The organism is Streptomyces sp. P9-2B-2, from assembly GCF_030406865.1.
Lineage (GTDB): Bacteria > Actinomycetota > Actinomycetes > Streptomycetales > Streptomycetaceae > Streptomyces > Streptomyces platensis.
Map to the genome: position 1 here is coordinate 6,735,563 of NZ_CP129126.1, position 25,240 is coordinate 6,760,802.

The following is a 25,240-nucleotide window of genomic DNA, read 5'->3' on the forward strand; positions in this document are numbered from 1 at the left end:
CCACGTCTGCCCTCGCGGCTACCGGTTACACCGGCCCCGCCAGCGCCGCCACCGGCTTCGGCAGCGGCACTCCCGAGCCGTCCCGGCGCGGATCCACCTCCGGCAGCTCCACCGGACTGCCCTTGGCGTCCGCGGCCCGTACCGGAGCGGGCACCGCCCACGCCTGGGTCAGACAGTCCTCGCCCTTCAGGAACCGCTGACAGCGCACCCCACCGGTCGCCCGGCCCTTGCGCGGGTACTGGTCGAACGGGGTGAGCTTGGCCGTCGCCTCCGAGTCGTCCAGCGTGCCGTGCGAGCCGGCGACCGTGAACACCATGGCGTCGGTGGCCGGATCGACCGCGGCGAACGAGATCACCTTCGCGCCCTCGCCCAGCTTGATGCCCGTCATACCGCCCGCGGGCCGGCCCTGCGGCCGCACCTGCGACGCCGGATAGCGCAGCAGCTGCGCCTCGTTGGTGATGAAGACCAGGTCCTCGTCACCGGTGCGCAGCTCGACCGCGCCGACGATGCGGTCGCCCTCCCTGAGGGTGATGACCTCCAACTCGTCCTTGTTGGCCGGGTAGTCGGGCACCATCCGCTTGACGACGCCCTGTTCCGTGCCGAGCGCCAGGCCCGGCGAGGACTCGTCCAGCGTGGTCAGACAGATCAGCTCCTCGCCGTCCTCCAGAGTGAGGAACTCCGAAAGCTGCGCGCCACCGGAGAGGCTCGGCGCCGCCGCGGTCTCCGGGAGCTGCGGCAGGTCGATCACCGAGATCCGCAGCAGCCGGCCCAGGGACGTCACCGCCCCCACCTCGCCACGGGTCGTCGCCGGCACCGCCGAAACGATCACATCGTGCTTGGCGCGCTTGGCGTCGATGTCGAAGGCCATGTCCCCGGTGACCGTGCGCGCCAGCAGCCCCGTCGAGGAGAGCAGCACCCGGCACGGGTCGTCGGAGACCTCCAGCGGCACCGCGCCGACCGCGGGGCCCGCCGACTCCAGCAGAACCGTCCGCCGGTCCGTGCCGTACTTCTTCGCGACCGCGGCCAGCTCGTTGGAGACGAGCTTGCGCAGCTCGGTGTCCGACTCCAGGATCACCGTCAGCTTCTCGATCTCGTCCTGGAGCCGGTCACGCTCCGACTCCAGCTCGATTCGGTCGAACTTGGTCAGCCGGCGCAGCGGGGTGTCGAGGATGTACTGCGTCTGGATGTCGCTCAGCGAGAAGCGCTCGATCAGCCGCTCCTTGGCCTGTGCGCTGTTCTCGCTGGAGCGGATGAGGCGGATGACCTCATCGATGTCCACCAGCGCCGTCAGCAGGCCCTCGACCAGGTGGAGACGGTCGCGCCGCTTGGTCCGCCGGAACTCGCTGCGCCGGCGCACCACGTTGAAGCGGTGGTCGACATAGACCTCCAGCAATTCCTTGAGGCCCAGCGTCAGCGGCTGGCCGTCCACCAGCGCGACGTTGTTGATGCCGAAGGACTCCTCCATCGGCGTGAGCTTGTAGAGCTGCTCCAATACGGCCTCGGGGTTGAAGCCGTTCTTGACCTCGATCACCAGCCGCAGGCCGTGTTCGCGGTCGGTGAGGTCCTTGACGTCGGCGATGCCCTGGAGCTTCTTCGACCCGACCAGGTCCTTGATCTTGGAGATGACCTTCTCGGGGCCGACGGTGAAGGGGAGTTCGGTGACGACCAGGCCCTTGCGGCGGGCGGTGACGCTCTCCACGGTGACCGTCGCACGGATCTTGAACGTGCCACGGCCCTTCTCGTACGCGTCCCGTACGCCGCCGAGGCCCACGATCCGGCCGCCCGTGGGCAGATCGGGACCCGGCACGAAGCGCATCAGGGTGTCGAGATCGGCGTTGGGGTGCTTGATCAGATGGCGGGCGGCGGCGATGACCTCGCCGAGGTTGTGCGGCGGCATGTTCGTCGCCATACCGACGGCGATGCCGGAGGCGCCGTTGACCAGGAGGTTCGGGTACGCGGCGGGGAGGGCGGCCGGTTCCTGCTCCTGGCCGTCGTAGTTCGGCGAGAAGTCGACGGTGTCCTCGTCGATGGACTCCGTCATCAGGGACGTGGCGGAGGCCATCCGGCACTCGGTGTACCGCATCGCGGCGGGCGGGTCGTCATTGCCCAGGGAACCGAAGTTGCCGTGACCGTCCACCAGCGGCAGCCGCATGGAGAACGGCTGCGCCATGCGCACCAGCGCGTCGTAGATCGATGCGTCGCCGTGCGGGTGGAGCTTACCCATCACCTCGCCGACGACGCGGGCGCACTTGACGTAGCCGCGGTCGGGGCGCAGCCCCATTTCGTTCATCTGGTACAGAATGCGGCGGTGCACGGGCTTGAGACCGTCGCGGGCGTCCGGCAAGGCGCGCGAGTAGATGACCGAATACGCGTACTCAAGGAAGGAACCCTGCATCTCGTCGACGACGTCGATGTCGAGGATCCTCTCCTCGAAGTCGTCCGGCGGCGGGGTCTTCGTGCTGCGGCGGGCCATCGCGGCTGCGGCTCCTTCTGCTGCGTCTACTGCCGATGTCGGGAAAGCGTCGGGTCAACCAGTCGGGTCAACCAGCTGGGGGATCGACCCGCGAGTATGTCTGAGTCTGACGCGGACCATTGTGGACCGCGCCACTGACAACGCCGACCGCGACTCCCCCTTCGGCCCCGCTGGAGCCGAGCGCGGCGTACGTTCGGGGCCGGTCGGACGGGAACTTCGCCAGATGCCGACGCGCTTGCATACAGTGACAGAACTTCCTCGCAAGCGGATCGAAGGGACGTACATGCCCATGGGTCACACGGCCACAGAACAAGCCGGCTCCGGCGGCCTGACAGCGACCGAGCACCGGCTGGCCAATGGCCTGCGCGTGGTGCTCTCCGAAGACCACCTGACCCCGGTGGCGGCGGTATGCCTCTGGTACGACGTCGGCTCTCGCCACGAGGTCAAGGGCCGCACGGGCCTGGCTCACCTCTTCGAGCATCTGATGTTCCAGGGTTCCGCGCAGGTGAAGGGCAACGGCCACTTCGAGCTGGTGCAGGGCGCCGGCGGTTCGCTCAACGGCACCACGAGCTTCGAGCGCACCAACTATTTCGAGACCATGCCCGCCCATGAGCTGGAGCTCGCGCTCTGGCTGGAGGCGGACCGGATGGGCTCGCTGCTGACCGCGCTCGACGACGATTCACTGGAGAACCAGCGCGACGTCGTCAAGAACGAGCGCCGCCAGCGCTACGACAACGTCCCCTACGGCACGGCCTTCGAGAAGCTGACGGCCATGGCGTACCCCGAGGGCCACCCGTACCACCACACCCCCATCGGGTCGATGGCCGATCTGGACGCGGCGTCCCTGGAGGACGCGCGGGCGTTCTTCCGTACGTACTACGCGCCCAACAACGCCGTCCTGTCGGTCGTCGGCGACATCGACCCCGAGCGGACGCTGGCCTGGATCGAGAAGTACTTCGGTTCGATCCCCTCGCACGACGGCAAGCAGCCGCCCCGGGACGGCACCCTGCCCGACGTCCTCGGCGGCGAGCTGCGCGAGGTCGTCGAGGAGGACGTGCCCTCCCGCGCCCTGATGGCGGCCTACCGCCTGCCGCACGACGGCACCCGTGAGGCGGACGCCGGGGACCTGGCGCTGACCGTCCTGGGCGGCGGCGAGTCCTCGCGCCTGTACAACCGGCTGGTGCGCCGCGACCGCAGCGCCGTCGCCGCCGGCTTCGGCCTGCTGCGGCTGGCCGGCGCCCCCTCGCTGGGCTGGCTGGACGTGAAGACGTCCGGCGGGGTCGAGGTTCCCGACATCGAGCGCGCGGTCGACGAGGAGCTGGCCCGGTTCGCCGCCGAGGGGCCGACGCCGGAAGAGATGGAGCGGGCGCAGGCCCAGCTGGAGCGCGAATGGCTCGACCGGCTGGCCACGGTCAGCGGCCGCGCCGACGAACTGTGCCGCTTCGCCGTCCTGTTCGGTGACCCGCAGCTCGCGCTGACCGCCGTGCAGCGGGTGCTGGAGATCACCCCGGAGGAGGTGCAGGCCGTCGCCAAGGCCCGGCTGCGCCCCGACAACCGCGCGGTGCTCGTCTACGAGCCCACCGAGCCGACCGACGCCGCCGACACCGAGGAAGGGGAGGCGGACCAGTGAGCGACGCCACCACCCACGCCGATTCCCCCGTGAGCACCATGGACTTCCACCCGCAGCCCCAGGGGGGCGCGCCCAAGCCGTGGGCCTTCCCTGCCCCCGAGCGCAGCCAACTCCCCAACGGGCTCACCCTCCTGACGAGCCACCGCCCCGGCCAGCAGGTCGTCGCCGTCGAGATCAACCTCGTCGCGCCGCTGGACGCCGAGCCCGCGGGCCTGGACGGCGTCGCCACGATCATGGCGCGTGCGCTGTCCGAGGGCACCGACACGCTGGACGCGGAGGAGTTCGCCGCCGAGCTGGAACGCTGCGGCGCCACTCTGGACGCGCACGCCGACCACCCCGGCGTACGGGTCTCCCTCGAAGTGCCGGTGTCCCGGCTGAACCGCGCGCTCGGCCTGCTCGCCGACGCGCTGCGGGCGCCCGCCTTCCCGGAGAGCGAGGTCGAGCGGCTGGTCCGCAACCGCCTCGACGAGATTCCGCACGAGCTCGCCAACCCGGCCCGCCGTGCCGCGATGTCGCTGTCCAAGGAGCTGTTCCCGGCCACCGCCCGTATGTCGCGGCCCCGGCAGGGCACCGAGGAGACCGTCGCGCGCATCGACGCCGCGGCCGTCCGTGCCTTCTACGACGCCCACGTCCGGCCCGCCACGGCCACCGCCGTCATCGTCGGTGACCTCACCGGCGTCGACCTCGACGTGGCCCTCGCCGGCACCCTCGGCGCCTGGACCGGCTCCACGGCCGAGCCGCTGACGGCCGCGCCGATCGTCGCCGACGACACCGGCCGGGTAGTGATCGTGGACCGCCCCGGGGCCGTCCAGACGCAGCTGCTCATCGGCCGTATCGGTGCCGACCGGCACGACCGGGTGTGGCCCGCACAGGTCCTCGGCACGTACTGCCTGGGCGGCACCCTCACCTCCCGTCTGGACCGTGTGCTGCGGGAGGAGAAGGGCTACACCTACGGGGTGCGCGCCTTCGGCCAGGTGCTGCGCTCCACCGCCCCCACCTCCCCCGAGGGGTCGACGGGCGCCGCGCTACTGGCCATCAGCGGCTCGGTGGACACCGGCTCCACCGTTCCGGCGCTCGAGGACCTGTGGAAGGTGCTGCGCACCCTCGCGGCAGAGGGGCTGACGGACGAGGAGCGGGATGTCGCCGTGCAGAACCTCGTCGGGGTCGCGCCGCTGAAGTACGAGACCGCGGCGGCCGTCGCGGGCACCCTCGCCGACCAGGTGGAGCAGCAGCTGCCGGATCACTTCCAGGCGCAGTTGTACGCCCGCCTCGTGGAGACCGGCACGGTCGAGGCGACCGCGGCGGCGGTCAACGCCTTCCCCGTGGACCGGCTGGTGACCGTCCTGGTGGGCGACGCGGCACAGATCGCCGAGCCGGTCAAGGCGCTGGGCATCGGTGAGGTGACCGTCGTCAGCGGCTAGTCCCGCCGGTGTGACGGAAGGTCATATGTCGACATGCGGCTCCCGTGGTGCTTATCGGCCACGGGAGCCGCTGTATGTCCGGTTTATCGCGGCTGGTGCCCCGGTTCTTGTGGCATCCCGCACAAAAAAGCTGATCTGTTTGCCGATTGAAAGTTGCCCCGTTTAGCGTCGGTCCGGCTGTTCGTCACAAGTCCGCCACAACAGTGGCACCGGGCAGTCATCGCCGAGTCCCCGTACGGCGCGAGCCAGGGGAGCCGGGGACCCATATGTCCCTTGGGGTGAATCGGGCTCCTCTCCGAGGAGTCCGTAGGAGACCTTCCTGCTCCGAACCCGTCAGCTAACCCGGTAGGCGAGAAGGAGGGAAAGGACAAGCCAGCACATGGCGTTCATCCGTGCCACCGGGAAGCACCGTCGCACGAGCCGTCCCGTCAAGACGGGCCGCAACATCGCCGGCATAGCCACCCTCGCGGCCGGTGGTGTGGTCGCTTCCGTGGCCTCGCCGGCGCTGGCCGCGACGGACGAGGCACGCGCGCACGACACCGGGCTCCAGCAGGCCGTCGTGATGGGGGACGAGCTCGCCAGCCGTGTCGAGGCCCAGGCCGACGCGCAGCAGGCCGACGCCGAGATCGCCGCGGCGCGGGCGAAGGCCGAGGCCGTCGCCAAGAAGCAGGCCGACGAGGCCAAGCGGCGTGCCGAGGCGGCGAAGAAGAAGGCCAAGGCCGCCCACGAGGCCAAGGTGCGAGCCGCCCGCGACGCGGAGCGCAAGCGCCTCAACGCCTTCGTCGCCCCGATTTCCGACTCCTACGTCTCCACCTCCTACAAGGCCTCCAGCGGCCTGTGGTCCTCCGGCAGCCACACCGGTATCGACTTCCACGCGGCCTCCGGCACCAGCGTCCACGCGGTCGGCTCGGGCACCGTCGTCGAGGCCGGCTGGGGCGGCTCGTACGGCAACAACATCGTGATCAAGATGAACGACGGCACGTACACCCAGTACGGCCACCTGTCGTCGCTCGGTGTCTCGGTCGGCCAGCAGGTCACCCCGGGCCAGCAGATCGGCCTCTCCGGCGCCACCGGTAACGTCACCGGCCCGCACCTGCACTTCGAGGCCCGCACCGGCGCCGACTACGGCTCGGACATCGACCCGGTCTCCTACCTGCGCGGGCACGGCGTCAACGTCTGATCCCGCGCCGCGCCGGTGCCGCGTCCCCTACGGGGCCTGCCTCACGCCGAGCGTCCTTCCGGAGCCCCGGTCCCACGGCCGGGGCTTCGGCGTATCCGGAGTGCGGTGCGCGCACGGGTTACGCCGCGGGCCCGCGACTTCCGGCCAAAAGTTATCCATGAATACCCGGACCCCGTCGGAAAAGCCGTGCCGGTCGAATAGAGTCACCGAAAAGTCGCCGACCGGCGGCGTTTCCAGGGGATTACGGCGGAGGCGCGGAAGATGCGAGGCCATATTTCCGCGCATGCGGTGTGCACGGCGATTCGCGACGACATTGTCTCCGGTGCGCTGGCGCCGGGGAGCCGGCTGATCGAGGAGATCCTGGCGGCCCGTTACGGCGTCTCCAGAGTGCCGGTGCGCGAAGCACTGCGCACCCTTCAGTCCGAGGGCTTTGTCACCACCCGCCACCACGCGGGCGCCTGCGTCGCCGAGCCCACCGAGCAGGAGGCGGCCGACCTCCTGGACATCCGCGCCCTGTTGGAGCCACTGGGCGCCGCCCGCGCGGCCGCCCGCCGCAGCCCGGCCCACCTCAAAGTGCTCCGCGGCCTGGTACGGCTCGGCCGCGAGCGGGCCCGTCACGGCAACCCGGCGGATCTGCGCCAACTGGACGGCTGGTTCCACGAAACGCTTGCTCAGGCGGTCGGCAGCCCCAGCCTGACGGCGCTGCTGACCCAACTGCGCCGCAAGATCGAGTGGATGTACACGGTGGAACCCCCGTCCCGGGCCGGCGAGTCCTGGGACGAACACGGCGCGGTGCTGGACGCGGTGGCCCGGGGAGACGCGGAACGGGCGCGCGCCCTGATGGCGGCTCATGTCGAGCGCTCGCTCCCCGTCTACCGGCTGCGGCGCCCCACCGCCCCCGAGGTGAGGGATCCGAAACGACCCGTCAACACGGCACGCGTCCGCCCTTAACATTCGCCCCGTATACAAAGAGGCGCGAAATCGGTAGCTGCGGTGCGCGGCGGTGCGTTATTCGATCCGAGCTCGCATTCGGCATGCCTATTTCCGCCGGCGCTGCGTGTGCTTAATGCTGTGTGCTTTTGCGGGTGGCTCTCAGATCGCGGTCGACCCCGAATAGCGTTCGCCATCGACCCCGGATGGCGGGCGTCGCGGAATTCCCACGTATCCGTCCCCAAGGGGAATGCACGTAGCGAAACGGCCCCGCAGCGGCAACCGATCCGGTCACCGCTGCGGGGCCGCCGCATGCAGCAGAAGCCCTGGCGGACTCAGACGGTCTCGGGAAGCTCCTCGAGACCCTCGGCGACGAGCTTGGCGAGACGGTCCAGCGCCACCTCGGCACCCTCGGCGTCGGAGGCCAGGACGATCTCCTCGCCACCCTGGGCGCCGAGGCCGAGGACCGCGAGCATGGAGGCCGCGTTGACGGGGTTGCCATCGGCCTTGGCGATCGTCATCGGGACGCCGGAGGCGGTGGCCGCACGGACGAAGATCGACGCGGGGCGGGCGTGCAGGCCCTCGGCCCAACCGACATTGACGCGGCGCTCTGCCATGGTGTTGCCCTTCAAAGTCGTGACAGTTGTCTAGACCAGTCTCTCACGCTGCCGGGTGTGGTCCACCGGCCCTGCGTTGCGGCCTGCGCGGCCGTGGGGCCCGGGGGAGGCCCGGCAGGCCGTATGCCCTACGGGGTCCGAGCCTGCCCCGCATCCCGAGCGTACGCGCGCCGGTCAGTTGTCGGTGGCCGGTCGTACGCTGTCCGCATGCAGACGCCGCCGGAGCACGCGTACCCGACCCACTGGGAAGCCGACGTGGTGCTGCGTGACGGCGGCACGGCGCGGATCCGCCCCATCACCCCTGACGACGCCGAGCGGTTGGTCTCCTTCTACGAGCAGGTCTCGGACGAATCGAAGTACTACCGCTTCTTCGCGCCCTACCCGCGCCTGTCCGACCGCGATGTGCACCGTTTCACCCACCACGACTACATCGACCGGGTCGGGCTGGCCGCCACGGTCGGCGGCGAGTTCATCGCCACCGTCCGCTACGACCGGATCAACGACCAGGGCCTGCCCGCCAAGGACCCCGACGACGACCAGGCCGAGGTCGCCTTCCTCGTCCAGGACGCCCACCAGGGCCGCGGCGTCGCCTCCGCCCTCCTGGAGCACATCGCGGCCGTCGCCCGCGAACGCGGCATCCGCCGGTTCGCCGCCGAGGTGCTCCCCGCGAACTCCAAGATGATCAAGGTGTTCACGGACGCCGGCTACACCCACAAGCGCACCTTCGAGGACGGCGTGGTCCGGCTCGAGTTCGACCTGGAGCCGACCGAGCAGTCCATGGCCGTGATGCGCGGGCGGGAGCAGCGCGCCGAGGCCCGCTCCGTACAGCGGCTGCTCGCACCGGGCTCGGTCGCCGTCATCGGCACCGGCCGGGCCCCCGGCGGCCTCGGTCGCACCGCCCTGCGCAGCCTCCTGGACTCCGGCTTCACGGGCCGGGTGCACGCCGTCAATCACGCCTTCCCCGAGGATCTGCGGCGGCTCGACCCGGAAGACGTACCGGCCGTCCGCGCCCTGCGGGAGATCGCCGACCCGGTGGACCTCGCCGTCATCGCCGTCCCCGCGGACAGCGTCCCGGAGGTGATCCGCGACTGCGGCGAGCACGGGGTCCAGGGCGTGCTGGTGCTGTCCTCCGGGTACGCCGAGGCGGGCCCGGACGGGCGGGAGCGGCAGCGCGCCCTGCTCCGGCAGGCCCGGTCCTACGGCATGCGGCTGATCGGGCCCAACGCCTTCGGCCTGATAAACACCGCCCCGGACGTCCGGCTGAACGCCTCGCTCGCCCCGCGGATGCCCGGCGCCGGTCACATCGGCCTCTTCACCCAGTCCGGCGCCATCGGCATCGCCCTGCTCAGCGGACTGCATGCGCGCGGCCCCGGGGACGGCGGGATCGCCGGTGTCTCCGCCTTCGTCTCGGCCGGCAACCGCGCCGACGTCTCCGGCAACGACCTCCTCCAGTACTGGTACGAGGACCCGGACACCGATGTCGTGATCCTCTATCTGGAGTCCATCGGCAACCCTCGCAAATTCGCCCGCCTCGCCCGCCGCACCGCCGCCGTCAAACCGGTGGTGGTCGCCAAGGGCGCCCGGCACAACGGCACCGCCCCGCCCGGCCATGCGGTGCCCACCGTCCGGGTCCCCGACAGCACCGTCGCCGCCCTGATGCGCCAGGCCGGCGTGATCCGCGTCGACACGGTCACCGAACTGATCGACGCCGGGCTGCTGCTCGCCTCCCAGCCCCTGCCGGCCGGCCCGCGGATCGCCATCCTCGGCAACTCCGAGTCGCTGGCCCTGCTGGCGTACGACGCCTGCCTGACCGAGGGGCTGCGCCCGCTGCGCCCCCACGTCCTGGCCTCCGCCGCGACACCGGACGACTTCCGGGCCGCGCTCGCCGAGGCGCTCGCCGCCGACGGCTGCGATGCCGTGGTCGTCACGGCCATTCCCTGGGTGGGGGAGGGGGCCGCCGTCTCCCCGGGCGGCAGCGAGGGCGCCGCGCTCGCCGACGCCCTGCGTACCGCCGCGACCGCCCACCCCCAGAAGCCGGTCACCGTCGTCCACCTCGCGATGGAAGACCTGGCGGAGACACTCGCGGCACCGGCCCAACCGGCCGAGCCCGAAGCTCCCGACAGGGGCGACCCCAAGCCGGCGGCCCAACCCGCGGCCCCGGCCCCGGCGCCCCCGCCCTTCCCGCCCGTCCCGGCTCGCGCCCCACGCCCCCCGGCCCCCACCGGCCCACCGCCCACCCTCACCACACGCCAGGCGCCCCCGGCCCGCGACGCCGAGGCCGGCCCACCGCGCCGCCCCCGTCGGGAGCCCCTCCGGATCCCCGCCTACCCTGCCGCCGAGCGCGCCGTCCGTTCGCTCGCCGAGGCCGTCCGCTATGCCGCCTGGCGCCGGGAGGCGGTCGATCCGGGCCGGGTGCCGGAGTACGACGACATCCAGGAGGTCCAGGCCGGCGCCGACATCGAGCGCCTCCTGGACCGGCTCACCCCCGACGTCCCCAGTGGCCGCTCCGTCCCGGTGCCGCCCCAGGACGCCGAGGCCCTGCTGGCCCGTTACGGCATCCGCACCTGCCCCGTCCTCCCGGCCCCCGACCCGGACACCGCCGTCCGCGCCGCCGCCCGCCTCGGCTACCCGGTGGCCCTCAAGACCACCGCACCCCATCTGCGCCACCGCCCCGATCTCGGCGGCGTACGCCTGGACATCGCCGGTGAGGCCGAACTCCGCCGGACCTACGCCGAATTGACCGACTTCCTCGGCTCCCCGGAGGAGCTGCGCCCGGTCGTCCAGTCCATGGTGCCGCGCGGTGTGGACACGGTCGTCCGCGCCGCCATCGACCCGGCCGCCGGCGCCGTCCTCTCCTTCGGCCTCGCCGGGGCGCCCTCCCAGCTGCTCGGCGACATCGCCCACCGCCTCATCCCCGCCACCGACCGCGAGGTCGCCGAGCAGATCCGCTCGATCCGCGCCGCCCCGCTGCTGTTCGGCTGGCGCGGCTCCCAGCCCGTGGACACCGCAGCCCTGGCCGAGCTGCTGCTGCGCGTCTCCCGGCTCGTCGACGACCACCCCGAGGTCGTCGGCGTGGACCTCGAACCGGTCGTCGTCGCAGCCCACGGGCTGTCCGTCCTCGGCGCGACCGTCCGGCTGGCCAGGCCCCCCGCCACCACCGACCTCGGCCCCCGCCGGCTACCCGTCTACTGAGGCTCTCGCGGCCCGGTACGCCCCGTAAGATGGACTCCATGGCTAAGACCGGTACGACGACCCAGGGGCTGCGCGCGGCAATCGAGCGCAGTGGCTATTACCCGACGCTCGTGGCCGAGGCGGTGCAGGCCGCGGTCGGCGGTGAGCCGGTGGTGTCGTACCTCGTCCATCAAGAGACGACCTTCGACGCCAACGAGGTCCGCCGCCATGTCACGGTCCTGGTCCTGACCGGCACCCGCTTCATCGTCAGCCACACCGACGAGCAGGCCGCCGACGCCACCTCCCCGTCGCCGTACGCCACCACCTCCACCGAGTCCGTCAAGCTGGGCCGGATCTCCTCCGTGGTGCTCAGCCGGGTGGTCGCCAACCCGGAGTCCTACACCCCGGGCCAGCTGCCCCGCGAGGTCGTGCTGACCATCGGCTGGGGCGCGGTCGCCCGCCTGGACCTGGAGCCGGCCGCCTGCGGCGACCCCAACTGCGAGGCGGACCACGGCTACACGGGCTCCTCCACCGCCGACGACCTCTCGCTGCGCGTCAGCGAGGCCGGCGACGGCCCGGACTCGGTGCGCGAGACGCTCACCTTCGCCCAGGCGCTCTCCGAGGCCACCGCGGCCACCACCACCCGCTGATGGTCCACACCGCCCCCGCCTGGCCGGAACCCGAACCGCTCGACCCGCTCAGCGCCCCCGTACCCCGATACGGCACCGCCTCCCTCGCCGATCTGCTGCCCACCATCGCCACCGGGCTGGGCATACCCGGCACCGCCGGCGCGATGGAGCTGGCCCCCGCCGACCGGGCCTGTGTCTTCCTGATCGACGGCCTCGGCTGGGAGCTGCTGCGTGCGCACCCGGAGGAGGCGCCGTTCCTCACCTCGCTCCTGGGCACGTCGTTCAACGGCAGCGGCCGTCCGCTCACCGCGGGCTTCCCGTCCACCACTGCCACCTCCCTGGCCTCGGTCGGCACCGGACTGCCGCCGGGCGCCCACGGCCTGCCCGGCTACACCTGTGAGGACCCGGCGACCGGCGCCCTGATGAACCAGCTGCGCTGGTACCCGTGGACCGACCCCTATGTCTGGCAGCCGTATCCGACGGTCTTCCAGCTCGCGGACGCCGCCGGCATCCACACCTGCCAGGTCTCCGCGCCGAACTTCCAGCACACCCCGCTCACCAAGGTCGCGCTCAGCGGCGGCACCTTCCACGGCCGGCTCTCCGGCGAGGAGCGGATGGACCTCGCCGCCGAACAGCTCGCCGCCGGCGACCGTTCGCTGGTCTACACGTACTACTCCGAGGTCGACGGCAAGGGACACCGCTACGGCGTCAACTCCGACGCCTGGCGCGGCCAGTTGATGTACGTCGACCGGCTCGCCCAGCGGCTGGCCGAGCAGCTGCCGCCGCGCAGCGCCCTCTACATCACCGCCGACCACGGCATGATCGACATCCCCTTCGACCCCGATTCCCGGATCGACTTCGACGAGGACTGGGAACTGCGCGCCGGCGTACGCCTCTTGGGCGGCGAGGGCCGGGCGCGCCATGTGTACGCCCACCCGGGCGCGGCCGCCGATGTGCTCGCCGTATGGCGCGAGGTGGTCGGTGAGCAGATGTGGGTGGCCAGTCGTGAAGAGGCCATCGCCGCGGGGTGGTTCGGGCCGCAGGTCGACGACCGGGTGCGTGCCCGGATCGGCGATGTCGTCGCCGCCGCTCACGCAGACATGGTGATCATCGCGACGGAACGAGAGCCCCGGGAGTCGGAGATGGTCGGGATGCACGGCTCCATGACCCCGGTGGAGCAGCTGGTGCCGCTCCTGGAAGTCCGCACCTGACCCGTACGGCCGCCCGCCCGTCGCCCTACCCCCCACGAGCCCGAAAGGCCCGCAACCACCCATGCCCGAGCTGGTGTTCTTCTCCGGAACGATGGACTGCGGCAAGTCGACACTGGCCCTACAGATCGAGCACAACCGCTCGTCCCGCGGACTCCAGGGAATGATCTACAGCCGCAACGACCGGGCCGGCCACGGCAAGCTCTCCTCCCGCCTCGGGCTGGTCACCGAGGCCGTGGAGGCGGCGGACGACATGGACTTCTACGCACATGTCGTCGGCCAGCTCTCCTCCGGCGGCCGGGTCGACTACGTCATCGCCGACGAGGCCCAGTTCCTCGCCCCCGAACAGATCGACCAGCTCGCCCGGGTCGTCGACGACCTCGAACTGGACGTCTTCGCCTTCGGCATCAGCACCGACTTCCGCAGCAAGCTCTTCCCCGGATCCCAGCGCCTGGTCGAACTGGCGGACCGGGTAGAGGTACTTCAGGTCGAGGCACTGTGCTGGTGCGGCGCCCGCGCCACGCACAACGCCCGCACGGTCGGCAACCGGATGGTCGTCGAGGGCGCCCAGGTCGTGGTCGGCGATGTCGTCGGCGACGCGGACGGCCCACCGGCCGAGGTCGGCTACGAGGTGCTGTGCCGGCGTCACCACCGCCGCCGCCAGACCTCGGCGTCCGCCCGGGCGGTCGCGCTCTCCCCGGACGTCCTGCCGGTCGACCACGCGAGGTAGCAGCTGCCTACGGACGGCCTCCGACGGATGAGGTGACGGGCCCTCAGCGCTGCTGGATGAGGGTGAAGACGGCGCCCTCGCTGTCCGAGACGGTCGCCAGCCTGCCGTGCGCGGAGTCGTGCGCGCCGTCCAGCACATGCCCGCCCAGTTCGGTCACCCGGCGGACCGCCGCGTCCGTATCGGACACGGCGAAGTACGTCATCCAGTGGGAGCCCCGGTCACGTGGCAGGGCGCTGCCCACCCCGTGGATGCCGGCCACCGGATGGTCCTTCAGATGCAGCGTCAGATAGTCGAAACCGGCGGAGTCGTCCGCGGACAGGGGCTCCGCCTCGAAACCGAAGACATGCTCGTAGAACGGCCCGACGGCGGCGGTGTCCCGGGTGACCAGCTCGTTCCACACCGCGGTGCCCGGCTCGCCGGTGAACGCGGTGCCCATCATCGACCGGCCCTGCCAGACGCCGAAGATCGCCCCCTGCGGGTCGGACGCGATCGCCATCCGCCCCGTGTCGTCGTCCGCGTCCAGCGGTCCGACGCCCACCGTCCCACCGCAGGAACGGATCTGTTCGGCGGTCACATCCGCGTCATCGCTGGCCAGATACGTGGTCCAGGAGACCGGGAGATGGCGGTCGGGCGCCAGTTCGCCGACCCCGGCGACCTCCCGGCCGTCGAGGAAGGCCCGGGAGTACGGACCGAAATGCTGCGGCCCCGGGCGGAACTCCCAGCCGAACAGCGCCCCGTAGAACTCCTGCGTCACGGGCAGGCTGTGGGCCAGGAGACTCACCCAGCAGGGCGCGCCGGGCATCCGCCGGGTCGCTGCCTCGGTCGTCATTGTCACTCTCTCCTCGGAGCGTCGGGTGCTGACCCTGTGCGGTACGGGCGCGGGTCCCGTGCAGATGCTCGCACCCGGTGACCTCGTGTGCGCCCCGGCCGCGCCGTCCATGACACGTTCGCGAGGGAGAATGCCCGTTTTAGGGTTCCCCAGCCGTTTCAACGGAGTTACGGCAGGGTGTAACTGCGCCATACGGAGGGTGGGCACCCACCTTCTGTACGTAGTCGTCGCTACGCAAGGATGAGTCCTATGAATGCCATCATCACCGCTACCGAACTCGCGAGCGAGTTGGCGCGGCCCACCCCGCCGGTACTTCTGGACGTCCGCTACCAGCTCGGCGGACCGCCCGGCCGTCCCGAGTACGCGGCCGGCCACGTACCCGGCGCGGTCTATGTCGACCTCGACAGTGAACTGGCCTCACCTCCCGGCCCGGCCGGCCGTCACCCGCTGCCCGACCTCGATGCCTTCGCCGAGGCCATGCGGGCCGCCGGGATCAGCGCGGACCGCCCCGTGGTCGTCTACGACGGCGGCCAGGGCTGGGCGGCCGCCCGCGCCTGGTGGCTGCTGCGCTGGACCGGCCACCCCGACGTGCGGGTGCTGGACGGCGGTCTCGCCGCCTGGCAGGCGTCCGGCGGCGCGCTGAGCACCGAGCAACCGGCCCCGCCGGCCGGTGACTTCACACCACTGCCCGGCGCGCTGCCACTGCTCACGGCGGACGACGCGGCCGGTGTGGCGCGCCGCGGCATCCTGCTGGACGCCCGGGCCGCCGAGCGCTACCGCGGCGAGGTCGAGCCCATCGACCGGGTCGCCGGCCACATCCCCGGCGCCGTGTCCGCGCCGACCACCGAGAACGTCGTCGAGGGCGACACCGTCTTCCGCGACGCCGCGGACCTGGCCAAGCGGTTCGCGCAGCTGGGTGTCACCGCGGACGCCGAGGTCGGCGTCTACTGCGGTTCCGGGGTGTCCGCGGCCCATCAGGTGCTGGCCCTCGCGGTCGCGGGCATCCCCGCCGCGCTGTACGTCGGCTCCTGGAGCGAGTGGTCGGCCGACTCGTCCCGCCCGGTCGCCACCGGCCCGCAGCCCGGCTGAGCCCCGTAGTTACGCCCGTCCGCCCGCCCCGGGAAACCGGGACGGGCGGACGAAGTGACGCACTGGGGGCGGGCGGCGGCCCCGTTACTCCGGCTTCTTGCGCCGGGTGCCGAAGACGATCTCGTCCCAACTGGGCACCGCGGCACGGCGCCCGGGGCGAACGCCGTCCGCCTCGGCCTGCCGGTCCGTCGTCCCGGTCAGCCGGTCACGATGCCCGGCCACCGCACGCGGCATCAGCACATCGGCGTACGCGGAACCCGCGCCCGCACTCGCCGCCGGGGCGGGCGGCTCCTCGACCTCGGCCTCGGACTCCTCATCGCTCTGCGGCGACTTCGCGCTCTCCGGTACGACCATGTCGCCACGGAAGCTCGGCACCGCCTCCAGCAGACTGGTCAGCGAATCCCGCTCCCGCTCACCGGTGGCTTCCTCCATGACCCGCGGCTCGTCGTCCTCACCGCCGGACTGCGCCGGGCGCTCGCCGCGCTCGGACGTCTGCCGGTCCAGGGCGCGGTCCAGCGGCCGGTCGCGCGGCAGCCGCGCGATCCGCGGCACGAACGGGAAGCTCGGCTCGGGAGTGTCGTCGCTCTCGCCGATCAGTGCCCGCGCCTCGTCGTCCACGGCCTGGACGAGCCGCCGCGGCGGGTCGTAGGTCCAGCTCGCCGAGTGCGGTTCGGTCGCGACGCGGTAGACCAGCAGCACCTCCCAGGTGCCGTCGTCCCGGCGCCAGGAGTCCCACTGGACGCTCTCCTTGTCGGCGCCGCGCAGCAGCAGCCGCTCCGCGACCGCCTCACCGAGCTGCGGGCCGGTGTTCTCGCCGGGGCGCCGTACCGGGGTCTTACGGGCCCGCTCGGCCATGAACGCGCGCTCGGCGAGCACCGGGCCCTCGAAGCGGCGCACCCGGTCGACGGGGATGCCGGCGAGCTGGGCGACCTCTTCCGCGGAGGCACCTGCTCTTATACGCGCCTGGATGTCCCGTGGGCGCAGATGGCTCTCGACCTCGATCTCGATCTGGCCCAGCCGCGCACGGTCGTTGCGGACGGCGGCGCGCAGCCGTTCGTCGATCGGAAGCGTGTACTCGGTGCTGTCCGCAGCTTTGAGCACCAGCCGTGTGCCGTCGTTGGAGACGGCCACGACACGCAGTTCGGGCATGGGGACCTCCCGGGTGGTGCCTGCCGACGTCACGTGCGTCGCTGCTTCCGCTAGTCGAGTGTGGCCTGCCCGGGTGCAGCCTGCCACAACATTGCCGAGTTGCCCGGCGTGTCGGGGCTTGGCCCTGAAACGCCGTTATGACACGGTTACCGGTTCGCCACGCTCAGTGACCGTGCCCCTTGCCTGTCGCCGTGCACCCGTGTCGAGCGGCGGCGCCCCGGGCGAGTGCCGCCTTCAGGGCCCCTCCCGCGGGTTCCGGGCAGCCGGACGGGAACCGGGGCCAGGGTTCGCCACAGTACTCCATTTGGACCACTTAGGTGGACCGCCGCGCCGCCGAACTTCTGGGCGGGCAAGGGTGTTCGGTCGTCTTGTCGACCTCTCTACCTGGGGCTCAGGTGGCGAGTTTCACAGATTCCCCAAAATCGGAACTAATGGCTCCGCCGAATGGTCACTTCTCCATGCAAGATGGATCGAAGGGGCTATCAAAGGTTGGAGATGGACGAAGAAACCGAAACCGACACGAAGAAGAAGGAGAAGCGGATAGACCTGAGCGTCGCTCAGGTTGCCGCCAGCGCGCTCGCTGCGGCCGCCGCCGCGTACCTCGCGGGCCGGCTCGGCGTCTACGGAACCATCATCGGCGCGGGTCTGGTCAGTGTCGTGGCCACGACCGGCGGCTCGATATTCCACCACCTGTTCCGGCGCACCGGCGAACAGATCAAGGAGGCGACGGTCACCACGCGACCGAAGCCACGCCGCTTCTCCGCCACCCGCAATCGATCCACCGCACCGCACGCTCGGCAGGCCGGTTCCACGATGGTGCTGCCGACCTTCGACAAGCAGGGCACGGAGGACCAGGTCACCTCCGTCGCCGCCAGGACACCCGGGAGCGGCACCGCCCGTACCCAGCTGATCCCGCGGGCCGAGCAGGCCCGCCGCCGTGATCCCGCCGGCGCCCACCCGGATCAGCTGTCGGACGACGCGACGCGGATGCTGCGGCCCGCCGGCCACGGCGGGATCGGCGCCCCGCGTACGGAGGACGGCGCGGGCCCGGAGCGGCCCGCCGACCGGACGCAGCTGGTGCCGCGCCTCGACGAGCGGACCATGGCCCCGGGCCGGGCACCCGCCCACCCGGCAGGCAGGCCTGCGCGGCACCCGGCCGGACCGCCCGAGGAGCTCAGCACCGCGACGTACGGCACGCGGCTGCGCGGCTGGAAGCGGCCGGCGCTCGGTGCGCTCGCCGTCTTCGTGCTCGCCATGGGGGTGGTCACCGGCACCGAGCTCGTCACCGGGCAGACGCCGAGCGGCCAGAAGGGCACCACGCTGAGCCACCTCACCCAGCCCGGGGGAGGGAGCCGGCAGCAGCCCGGTACGCCGCAGTCGCCCGACCCCGGTTCTCCGGAGAAGGGTGGGCACCACGGCAACAGCGGTGAGCCCAGCCCGGACCGGGGGACGTCGCAGGACGACGGCACCGGCAAGGGAACGGACGGCGACTCCCCGTCGCCGGCCCCGAGCCCGTCCGACGGCGACAAGGCGTCGCCGGACCCCGGCAAGCCCTCGCGCCCGAACCCGTCCCCGAGCGGGTCCGCCGGCGACGGTGGCGCCGGCAGCGGCGATGGTTCGACCGGCGGTGAGGATCAGGGAGGCCGGCACCAGCAGGAGTCCGATCCCCAGGCCCCGGAGCCCGGCGCCTCCTGACCTCGGTGCCTCCTGACCCCGGCGGCCCGTCCCGACGGGCGGACCGCCCGGTCGGGTGGACCCACGACGGCCGCGCCCGGTGTCCCTTACGGGTACCGGGCGCGGCCGTCGTCTCAGGTCAGTCCCCCAGGACCCGCCGCAGATACGGATTGGCGAACCGGCGCTCCGGGTCCAGCCGGTCGCGGAGCGCGGTGAACTCACCGAACCGCGGATAGACGTCGGCGAGGTACGCGGCGTCGCGGGTGTGCAGCTTGCCCCAGTGCGGGCGCCCGTCGTGTGCCGTCATGATCCGCTCGGCGGCCGCGAAGTACGCCTGGTGCGGCGTCCCGCGGTACATGTGCACGGCGACGTACACCGTGTCCCGGCCCGAAGCGGTGGACAGCGGAAGGTCGTCGGCCGGCGCGGTGCGCACCTCCACCGGGAAGCTGACCTTGAAGTCGGAGCGCTCCACCAGGGCCTTCAGTTCACCCAGCGCCGCGACCGCGGCCGCGCGGGGCAGCGCGTACTCCATCTCCAGGAACCGCACCCGCCGCGGCGAGGTGAACACCTTGTAGGGGATGTCGGTGTACGTACGGGCCGACAGCGCCCGGCTGGAGATCTTGGCGATGCCCGGTATGGCGGCCGGGACCGCCCGGCCGACCGTACAGGCGAGCTGGAACACCCCGTTGGACAGCAGCTCGTCCTCGATCCAGCCGCTGATCTTCCCGGGGGGCGCCGCCGGGCCCTGGCTGCGGTTGTTGCGCTTGGTGTTGCAGCTGCCGGTGTGCGGGAACCAGTAGAACTCGAAGTGCTCGTTCTCGACGACCAGCTCGTCGAACCGGTCGGTCACCTCGTCGAAGGGCATCGGCTCCTCGCGGGCGGTCAGCAGGAACTCCGGTTCCACGGCGAAGGTGAGCTCGCTGATCACACCGAGCGCGCCCAGGCCCAGCCGCGCCGCGGTGAAGATCTCCGGGTTCTCGTCGGCGGAACAGGTCAGGACCGAGCCGTCGGCGGTGACGAGTTCGAGTGCGGTGATCTGGGCGGCGACCGACGCCGAGTCGCGGCCCGTCCCATGGGTGCCGGTGGCGGCCGCCCCGGACACGGTCTGCTCCATGATGTCGCCCATGTTGGTCAGCGACAGCCCGTGGGCGGCTAGCGTCGCGTTGAGGTGCTTGAGCGGCGTACCGGCCGCCACCGTCACGGTCCCGGCCTCGCGGTCGACCGTACGGACCCCGCTCAGCCGCTCGGGACGGATCTGCAGCCCCTCGGTGGCGGCCACCGGCGTGAAGGAGTGGCCGGTGCCGGCCGCCTTGACCGTCAGCCCGTTCTCGGCGGCGGTGCGGATCGCGGCCGCGAGTTCCTCGGTGCTCGCCGGGGCCACGCTCCGGGTGGGGCGTGCGGTGACATTGCCCGCCCAGTTGCGCCAGGGCCCGGTGGTCGGCCCCCGTCCTCCCGAGCCGCCGACGGCGCTGCTGACTGCCATGGTGACGTCCCCTCCCTGCGCGCGGGCCGGCCGCGTGCGGCCGCCGTTGGTGTGAGCGCATGATGTCAGTCGCCGACACGGCATCCGGGCGGGGTGACGGGAATCACAGGGACGGGAAATCGACTGGAATCGACCGGCTCCCGGACATGTCGTACCGCCGGTAACAGGCAAGCGGGCGGGGGTCGTTGGCCATCGTGCGCCGGAACGGTCCGGTCCGTTCCGAGCGCCGCCCTAACGGCCGGGCCCGGCCGAGCACCTCCGGAACGGCCGGATCGGCGAGCTCCGTCGGACCGCCCCTACGCGACGGGCTCCTCGTCCTGCCGCTCCGGGACCGGTCCGTCCTGGCCGGGCAGCCCGCCGGCCACGGCCGGGCCCGCCACCGGAGAGGTGGGCTGCGGACGCAGCCTGCGGTAGCCGGCGAACGCCACGAGCGCGGCGAGCAGACCGGCGGCCCCCGGCACCAGATAGCCCCGGGCGGCACCGGCGGCATCCACCACCCAGCCGGCCGCCGACGCCCCCAGCGCGACGCCCACCGCCAGGCCGGTGCTGGTCCAGGTCATGCCCTCGGTCAGCTTCGACCGCGGGACGTGCTCCTGGATCAGCGCCATCGTGGTCACCATCGTCGGGGCGATGGACAGCCCCGCGACGAACAGCGCGACGGCCAGCAGCGGCAGGGAACCGACCAGTTGCAGCGGCACCATGCTCACCGCCATCGCGCAGACCCCCACCACCCACCGCCGGGACGCATGCCCCTTGAGGTGCAGCAGCCCGAAGACGGCACCGGCCAGACAGGAGCCCAGCGCGTAGACCGCCAGCACCAGACTGGCCGCGGCCTTGTGGCCGACCTCCTCGGCGAACGCCACGGTCACCACATCGATCGCCCCGAAGATCGCGCCGGTCGCCACAAACGTCACCACCAGCACCTGAAGCCCCCGCGAGCGCAGCGCCGACCCCTTGGTGTGCTGCTCCCGCGGATGCGGCACCGGCTCCGTCGCCCGCTGCGCCGTCAGCCAGCACACCCCGGCGGCCAGGAAGACGGCGGCCAGCAGCGGCCCGGCCTCCGGGAACCACGCGGTGGACAGGCCGATGGACAGGATCGGCCCGAAGATGAAGCAGGCCTCGTCGACGATCGACTCCCAGGAGTACGCGGTGTGCAGCTCACGCGGGGAGCCCTGGTAGATCTCCGCCCAGCGCGCCCGGATCATCGAGCCGACGCTCGGCACACACCCCGCACAGCCCGCGAAGACGAACAGCAGCCAGTCCGCCCAGCGCTGCTGCGCACTCAGCAGCAGACCGGCGACCGCGGCGATCGAGACCAGGGTGGCCGGGCGCAGCACCCGGCTCTGCCCGTGCCGGTCCACCAGCCGGGAGATCTGCGGGCCGAGGACCGCGGCGGACAGCGCGAGGGTCGCGGAGAGCGCGCCCGCCAGGCCGTAGCGGCCGGTGAGCTGGGAGACCATCGTGACGATGCCGATGCCCATCATCGACACGGGCATCCGGCCCAGCAGTCCGGCGGCGGAGAACGACTTGGTGCCGGGGCGGCCGAAGATGGCGCGGTAGGGACTGGGCAACGAGGGTGCTCCGCCGGTGAGGACCGAAGATCGGTAAGGGATGTCTGTAGCCGATACAGCTTACGGGCGGTGAACCACCGGCCGCCTCCGGTTTTAGGGGCGCCCCGGGGCCGCCGGCGCCCGGTCCGCACCAGGGCCTGCCCCTCGCCCCCGTGGGAAGGGTGGCAGGATCGATGGCATGCCCGAACAGCGTGATCCCCGCCCCTATGACGCCCTGCTGCTGCTGTCGTTCGGCGGCCCCGAAGGCCCCGACGACGTCGTCCCGTTCCTGGAGAACGTCACCCGCGGCCGCGGCATCCCCCGTGAGCGTCTCAAGGAGGTGGGGCAGCACTACTTCCTGTTCGATGGCGTCAGCCCGATCAACGCCCAGAACCGGGAGCTGCTGGACGCGCTGCGCGGCGACTTCGCCGCACACGGCCTCGATCTGCCCGTCTACTGGGGCAACCGCAACTGGGCGCCCTACCTGACCGACACCCTGCGGACGATGGTCCAGGACGGCCACCGCCACATCGCCGTACTGGCGACCAGCGCCTACGCCTCGTACTCGGGCTGCCGGCAGTACCGCGAGAACCTCGCCGACGCGCTCGCCGCCCTGCGCGCCGAGGGCCTGCCGGTGCCGCAGGTCGACAAACTGCGGCACTACTTCAACCACCCCGGCTTCCTCCGCCCCATGATCGACGGGGTGCTGGCGTCCCTCGCCGGACTGCCCCAGGACGTGCGGGACGGCGCCCACCTCGCCTTCACCACGCACTCCATCCCCACGGCCGCAGCCGACACCTCCGGCACCCCCGGCGACCACACCCGCGACGGCGAGGGCGGCGCCTATGTCGCCCAGCACCTGGACGTGGCGCGGATGATCGCGGACGCCGTGCGCGCGGAGACCGGGGTGGAGCACCCCTGGCGGCTCGTCTACCAGTCCCGCAGCGGCGCCCCGCACATTCCCTGGCTGGAGCCGGACATCTGCGACCACCTGGAGGAGCAGCACGCCGCGGGCGTCCGGGCCGTCGTCATGGCCCCCATCGGGTTCGTCTCCGACCACATGGAGGTCAAGTACGACCTCGACACCGAGGCCACCGCCAAGGCCGCCGAACTGGGACTGCCGGTCGCCCGGTCGGCCACCGTGGGCGCCGACCCCCGGTTCGCCGCGGCCGTCCGCGACCTCCTCCTGGAGCGCGCGGCCACCGAACGGGGCAAGACCCCGGAGCGCTGCGCCCTGGGCGCCCTCGGCGCCAGCCACGACCTGTGCCCGGTCGGCTGCTGCCCCGCACGCGCGGCACGTCCGGCGGCGGCCGGCGCCGACTGGCGGGGCCCGGTCGCCGAGGCCCCCGCGTAAGCCCGTACGCCCGCCCGACCACCGCTCGTCCGAGCAAGGAGCATCGTGCCCGATCAGCAGCACCCCGACGCCCCGCAGACCGACCCGGCGCAGACCGCGGCGCTCTACGACGAACTGCTCGACATCGCCCTGGAGGCCGCCCGCCGAGCGGGGACGCTGCTGGTCGACGGCCGGCCCGCCGATCTGGGCGTGGCCGCCACCAAGTCCAGCCCCATCGACGTCGTCACCGAGATGGACATCGCCTCCGAGAAGCTGATCACCGGCTTCATCGGGGAGCGCCGCCCGGACGACGGCTTCCTGGGGGAGGAGGGCGCCAGCACCGACGGCACCAGCGGCGTCCGCTGGGTCATCGACCCCGTCGACGGCACCGTGAACTACCTCTACGGCCTGCCGTCCTGGTCGGTGTCCATCGCGGCGGAGAAGGACGGCGAGGTGGTCGTCGGGGTCGTCGCCGCCCCGATGCGCGGCGAGACCTACCAGGCCGTCCTGGGTCGTGGCGCGTTCAACGACGGCGAGCGCATCCGGCACCGGCCCGCCCCGCCGCTCTCCCAGGCCCTGCTCGGCACCGGCTTCTCCTACGTCGCCGAGCGCCGGGCCGCCCAGGCCGAGGTGCTGCGCACGCTGCTGCCGCAGGTCCGGGACATCCGGCGCGGCGGCTCGGCCGCGATCGACCTGTGCGATGTGGCCTGCGGCCGGCTCGACGCCTACTACGAGCGCGGCCTGAACCCCTGGGACCTGGCCGCCGGCACCCTGATCGCCCGCGAGGCCGGTGCGCTCACCGGTGGCCGCCCCGGCCGGGAGGCCGCCCTGGAGCTGACCCTCGCGGCCTCCCCGGAGCTCTTCGCGCAGCTCCAGCCGCTGCTGGACGAGCTCGGCGCCTGGCACGACTGAGCGGACGCCCGTCCGGGCACGACAGCGCCCCGGCACCATCCCCTGGATGCCGGGGCGCTGTCGTCATGCGCGCTGGAGCGGTCAGGCGCTGACCGCTCCAATGCGCACACCGTGCTCGGTCGCCAGTCGCTGAAGATCCTCAAGTTCTGCCTGCTCGACCTCGGCGAGGAAGTCATCGCCCGCAGCGCGGGCCCGGTCCAGATCGGCTTCGGTGCTCTGTATGCGCTGCAAAATGCCTGCGGTGAAAGCGTCCATGTGCGCCCCCTCGTCGTGGGTCGGTGGGCACGGGGTGTGCCGACGGGTGGGTCGATCACGGCGTGATCCCTGCGATGGAGCAGTCCATGGCAAGTAGCCGAAGAAACAGGGCGTGATCGCGGGTGTGCAGTCGTCCTCCCCGCCCGCCACCTCAGGGAAACCTCAACCCGCCCAGGAATCCTGCCCGTCGGGCCCCCGGCCCGGCCGACCGGCCACCCGGCACCCCTCTTACCGCCGGTTTACAGCTCTTCGGGGCAGGATGGAAGAGCTTTCAGACAGTGATGCACCCGCCCGTAAGGGCCCTGAGGAAGGACTAGCGACGTGCGTGTTCTCGTCGTCGAGGACGAGCAGCTGCTCGCCGATGCGGTGGCCACCGGACTACGCCGGGAGGCCATGGCGGTCGACGTGGTCTACGACGGCGCTGCCGCTCTGGAACGGATCGCGGTGAACGACTACGACGTCGTCGTCCTCGACCGCGACCTCCCGGTCGTCCACGGCGATGACGTCTGCCGCAAGATCGTCGAGCTGGGGATGCCCACCCGCGTCCTGATGCTCACCGCCTCCGGTGACGTCAGCGACCGCGTCGAGGGCCTGGAGATCGGAGCGGACGACTACCTTCCGAAGCCGTTCGCCTTCACCGAGCTGACCGCGCGGGTGCGCGCCCTGGGGCGCCGTACGACCGTCGCGCTGCCGCCCGTCCTGGAACGGGCCGGGATCAAGCTCGACCCCAACCGGCGCGAGGTCTTCCGCGACGGCAAGGAGGTCCAGCTCGCACCGAAGGAGTTCGCGGTGCTGGAGGTCCTGATGCGCAGCGAGGGCACGGTCGTCTCGGCCGAGCAGCTCCTGGAGAAGGCCTGGGACGAGAACACCGACCCGTTCACCAACGTCGTCCGGGTCACGGTCATGACCCTGCGGCGCAAACTCGGCGAGCCCGCGGTGATCGTCACCGTCCCCGGCTCGGGATACCGGATCTGACC

20 protein-coding genes and 1 riboswitch are annotated in these 25,240 nt (G+C 72.1%); of the genes, 13 read left to right on the plus strand and 7 right to left on the minus strand.

Translation table 11 applies throughout. The annotated features are described in order from the left end of the window. Positions 1 to 25 precede the first annotated feature (25 nt). Entirely contained in the window at positions 26 to 2,473 is a 2,448-nt protein-coding gene (locus QT196_RS29700) for a DNA topoisomerase IV subunit A (protein WP_168481726.1), read from the minus strand. A gap of 289 nt (positions 2,474 to 2,762) precedes the next feature. Between QT196_RS29700 and QT196_RS29705 the strand changes: the two genes are divergently transcribed. The 4 genes from QT196_RS29705 to QT196_RS29720 all read left to right on the plus strand — a co-directional run bounded on the left by QT196_RS29705 (position 2,763) and on the right by QT196_RS29720 (position 7,655). Beyond that, positions 2,763 to 4,103: a pitrilysin family protein gene (locus tag QT196_RS29705; protein WP_168484060.1), complete on the plus strand. Its 1,341-nt coding sequence runs from the start codon at positions 2,763 to 2,765 to the stop codon at positions 4,101 to 4,103. A gap of 38 nt (positions 4,104 to 4,141) precedes the next feature. After that, positions 4,142 to 5,524 carry a pitrilysin family protein gene (locus tag QT196_RS29710; protein WP_290356740.1) on the plus strand — a complete coding sequence of 461 codons (1,383 nt, stop codon included), beginning with the start codon at positions 4,142 to 4,144 and terminating at the stop codon, positions 5,522 to 5,524. A 211-nt stretch (positions 5,525 to 5,735) separates the two neighbouring features. After that, positions 5,736 to 5,891: riboswitch (cyclic di-AMP (ydaO/yuaA leader) on the plus strand. 12 nt (positions 5,892 to 5,903) lie between these two features. Then, the gene (locus tag QT196_RS29715) at positions 5,904 to 6,704 is read left to right on the plus strand and encodes a M23 family metallopeptidase (protein ID WP_168481727.1); all 801 of its coding nucleotides are present in this window, start codon (positions 5,904 to 5,906) and stop codon (positions 6,702 to 6,704) included. Positions 6,705 to 6,965: 261 nt separating this feature from the next. Next, the gene (locus tag QT196_RS29720; RefSeq protein WP_168481728.1) at positions 6,966 to 7,655 is read left to right on the plus strand and encodes a GntR family transcriptional regulator; all 690 of its coding nucleotides are present in this window, start codon (positions 6,966 to 6,968) and stop codon (positions 7,653 to 7,655) included. 314 nt (positions 7,656 to 7,969) lie between these two features. On the opposite strand, the gene QT196_RS29725 is transcribed toward QT196_RS29720, so the two are convergent. Continuing rightward, a complete protein-coding gene (locus QT196_RS29725) occupies positions 7,970 to 8,251 on the minus strand; it encodes an HPr family phosphocarrier protein (protein ID WP_033267424.1) in 282 nt (93 codons plus the stop codon). Between the two features lie 207 nt (positions 8,252 to 8,458). Here QT196_RS29725 and QT196_RS29730 point away from each other — a divergent pair, with 207 nt between their 5' ends. The 4 genes from QT196_RS29730 (at position 8,459) to QT196_RS29745 (ending at position 13,989) form a co-directional block, all read left to right on the plus strand. Then, the gene (locus QT196_RS29730) at positions 8,459 to 11,443 is read left to right on the plus strand and encodes a bifunctional GNAT family N-acetyltransferase/acetate--CoA ligase family protein (protein ID WP_290356010.1); all 2,985 of its coding nucleotides are present in this window, start codon (positions 8,459 to 8,461) and stop codon (positions 11,441 to 11,443) included. A gap of 38 nt (positions 11,444 to 11,481) precedes the next feature. Further along, the gene (locus QT196_RS29735) at positions 11,482 to 12,072 is read left to right on the plus strand and encodes a DUF5998 family protein (protein ID WP_006602644.1); all 591 of its coding nucleotides are present in this window, start codon (positions 11,482 to 11,484) and stop codon (positions 12,070 to 12,072) included. Beyond that, a complete protein-coding gene (locus QT196_RS29740; RefSeq protein ID WP_168481729.1) occupies positions 12,072 to 13,262 on the plus strand; it encodes a nucleotide pyrophosphatase/phosphodiesterase family protein in 1,191 nt (396 codons plus the stop codon). Before QT196_RS29735 ends, QT196_RS29740 begins: the two co-directional genes overlap by 1 nt. Before the next feature lie 61 nt (positions 13,263 to 13,323). Beyond that, entirely contained in the window at positions 13,324 to 13,989 is a 666-nt protein-coding gene (locus QT196_RS29745; RefSeq protein ID WP_168481730.1) for a thymidine kinase, read from the plus strand. A 43-nt stretch (positions 13,990 to 14,032) separates the two neighbouring features. Here the strand turns inward: QT196_RS29745 and QT196_RS29750 are convergent, their stop codons facing one another. After that, positions 14,033 to 14,818: a VOC family protein gene (locus QT196_RS29750; RefSeq protein ID WP_168481731.1), complete on the minus strand. Its 786-nt coding sequence runs from the start codon at positions 14,816 to 14,818 to the stop codon at positions 14,033 to 14,035. Between the two features lie 249 nt (positions 14,819 to 15,067). Between QT196_RS29750 and QT196_RS29755 the strand changes: the two genes are divergently transcribed. After that, positions 15,068 to 15,907: a sulfurtransferase gene (locus tag QT196_RS29755; RefSeq protein ID WP_290356011.1), complete on the plus strand. Its 840-nt coding sequence runs from the start codon at positions 15,068 to 15,070 to the stop codon at positions 15,905 to 15,907. Between the two features lie 84 nt (positions 15,908 to 15,991). Here QT196_RS29755 and sepH read toward each other — a convergent pair whose 3' ends face one another. After that, positions 15,992 to 17,056: a septation protein SepH gene (gene sepH / locus QT196_RS29760; RefSeq protein ID WP_168481733.1), complete on the minus strand. Its 1,065-nt coding sequence runs from the start codon at positions 17,054 to 17,056 to the stop codon at positions 15,992 to 15,994. A 495-nt stretch (positions 17,057 to 17,551) separates the two neighbouring features. On the opposite strand from sepH, the gene QT196_RS29765 reads away from it, so the two are divergent. Then, positions 17,552 to 18,751, plus strand: coding sequence for a hypothetical protein (locus QT196_RS29765; RefSeq protein WP_290356012.1), 1,200 nt, complete (start codon positions 17,552 to 17,554; stop codon positions 18,749 to 18,751). A gap of 118 nt (positions 18,752 to 18,869) precedes the next feature. Here QT196_RS29765 and QT196_RS29770 read toward each other — a convergent pair whose 3' ends face one another. Both QT196_RS29770 and QT196_RS29775 read right to left on the minus strand, forming a co-directional pair. After that, positions 18,870 to 20,213, minus strand: a complete 1,344-nt coding sequence (locus QT196_RS29770) for a D-arabinono-1,4-lactone oxidase (protein ID WP_168481734.1) — start codon at positions 20,211 to 20,213, stop codon at positions 18,870 to 18,872. Positions 20,214 to 20,509: 296 nt separating this feature from the next. Next, the gene (locus tag QT196_RS29775) at positions 20,510 to 21,784 is read right to left on the minus strand and encodes an MFS transporter (protein WP_168481735.1); all 1,275 of its coding nucleotides are present in this window, start codon (positions 21,782 to 21,784) and stop codon (positions 20,510 to 20,512) included. Positions 21,785 to 21,962: 178 nt separating this feature from the next. Here QT196_RS29775 and QT196_RS29780 point away from each other — a divergent pair, with 178 nt between their 5' ends. Both QT196_RS29780 and QT196_RS29785 read left to right on the plus strand, forming a co-directional pair. Then, on the plus strand, positions 21,963 to 23,117 hold the full coding sequence (locus QT196_RS29780) for a ferrochelatase (RefSeq protein WP_168481736.1): 1,155 nt from the start codon (positions 21,963 to 21,965) through the stop codon (positions 23,115 to 23,117). 45 nt (positions 23,118 to 23,162) lie between these two features. After that, positions 23,163 to 24,008: an inositol monophosphatase family protein gene (locus QT196_RS29785; protein ID WP_168481737.1), complete on the plus strand. Its 846-nt coding sequence runs from the start codon at positions 23,163 to 23,165 to the stop codon at positions 24,006 to 24,008. A gap of 81 nt (positions 24,009 to 24,089) precedes the next feature. Here the strand turns inward: QT196_RS29785 and QT196_RS29790 are convergent, their stop codons facing one another. Further along, entirely contained in the window at positions 24,090 to 24,263 is a 174-nt protein-coding gene (locus QT196_RS29790) for a hypothetical protein (protein WP_266738677.1), read from the minus strand. A 321-nt stretch (positions 24,264 to 24,584) separates the two neighbouring features. On the opposite strand from QT196_RS29790, the gene QT196_RS29795 reads away from it, so the two are divergent. Next, positions 24,585 to 25,238 carry a response regulator transcription factor gene (locus tag QT196_RS29795; RefSeq protein WP_006602630.1) on the plus strand — a complete coding sequence of 218 codons (654 nt, stop codon included), beginning with the start codon at positions 24,585 to 24,587 and terminating at the stop codon, positions 25,236 to 25,238. Positions 25,239 to 25,240: the final 2 nt, after the last annotated feature.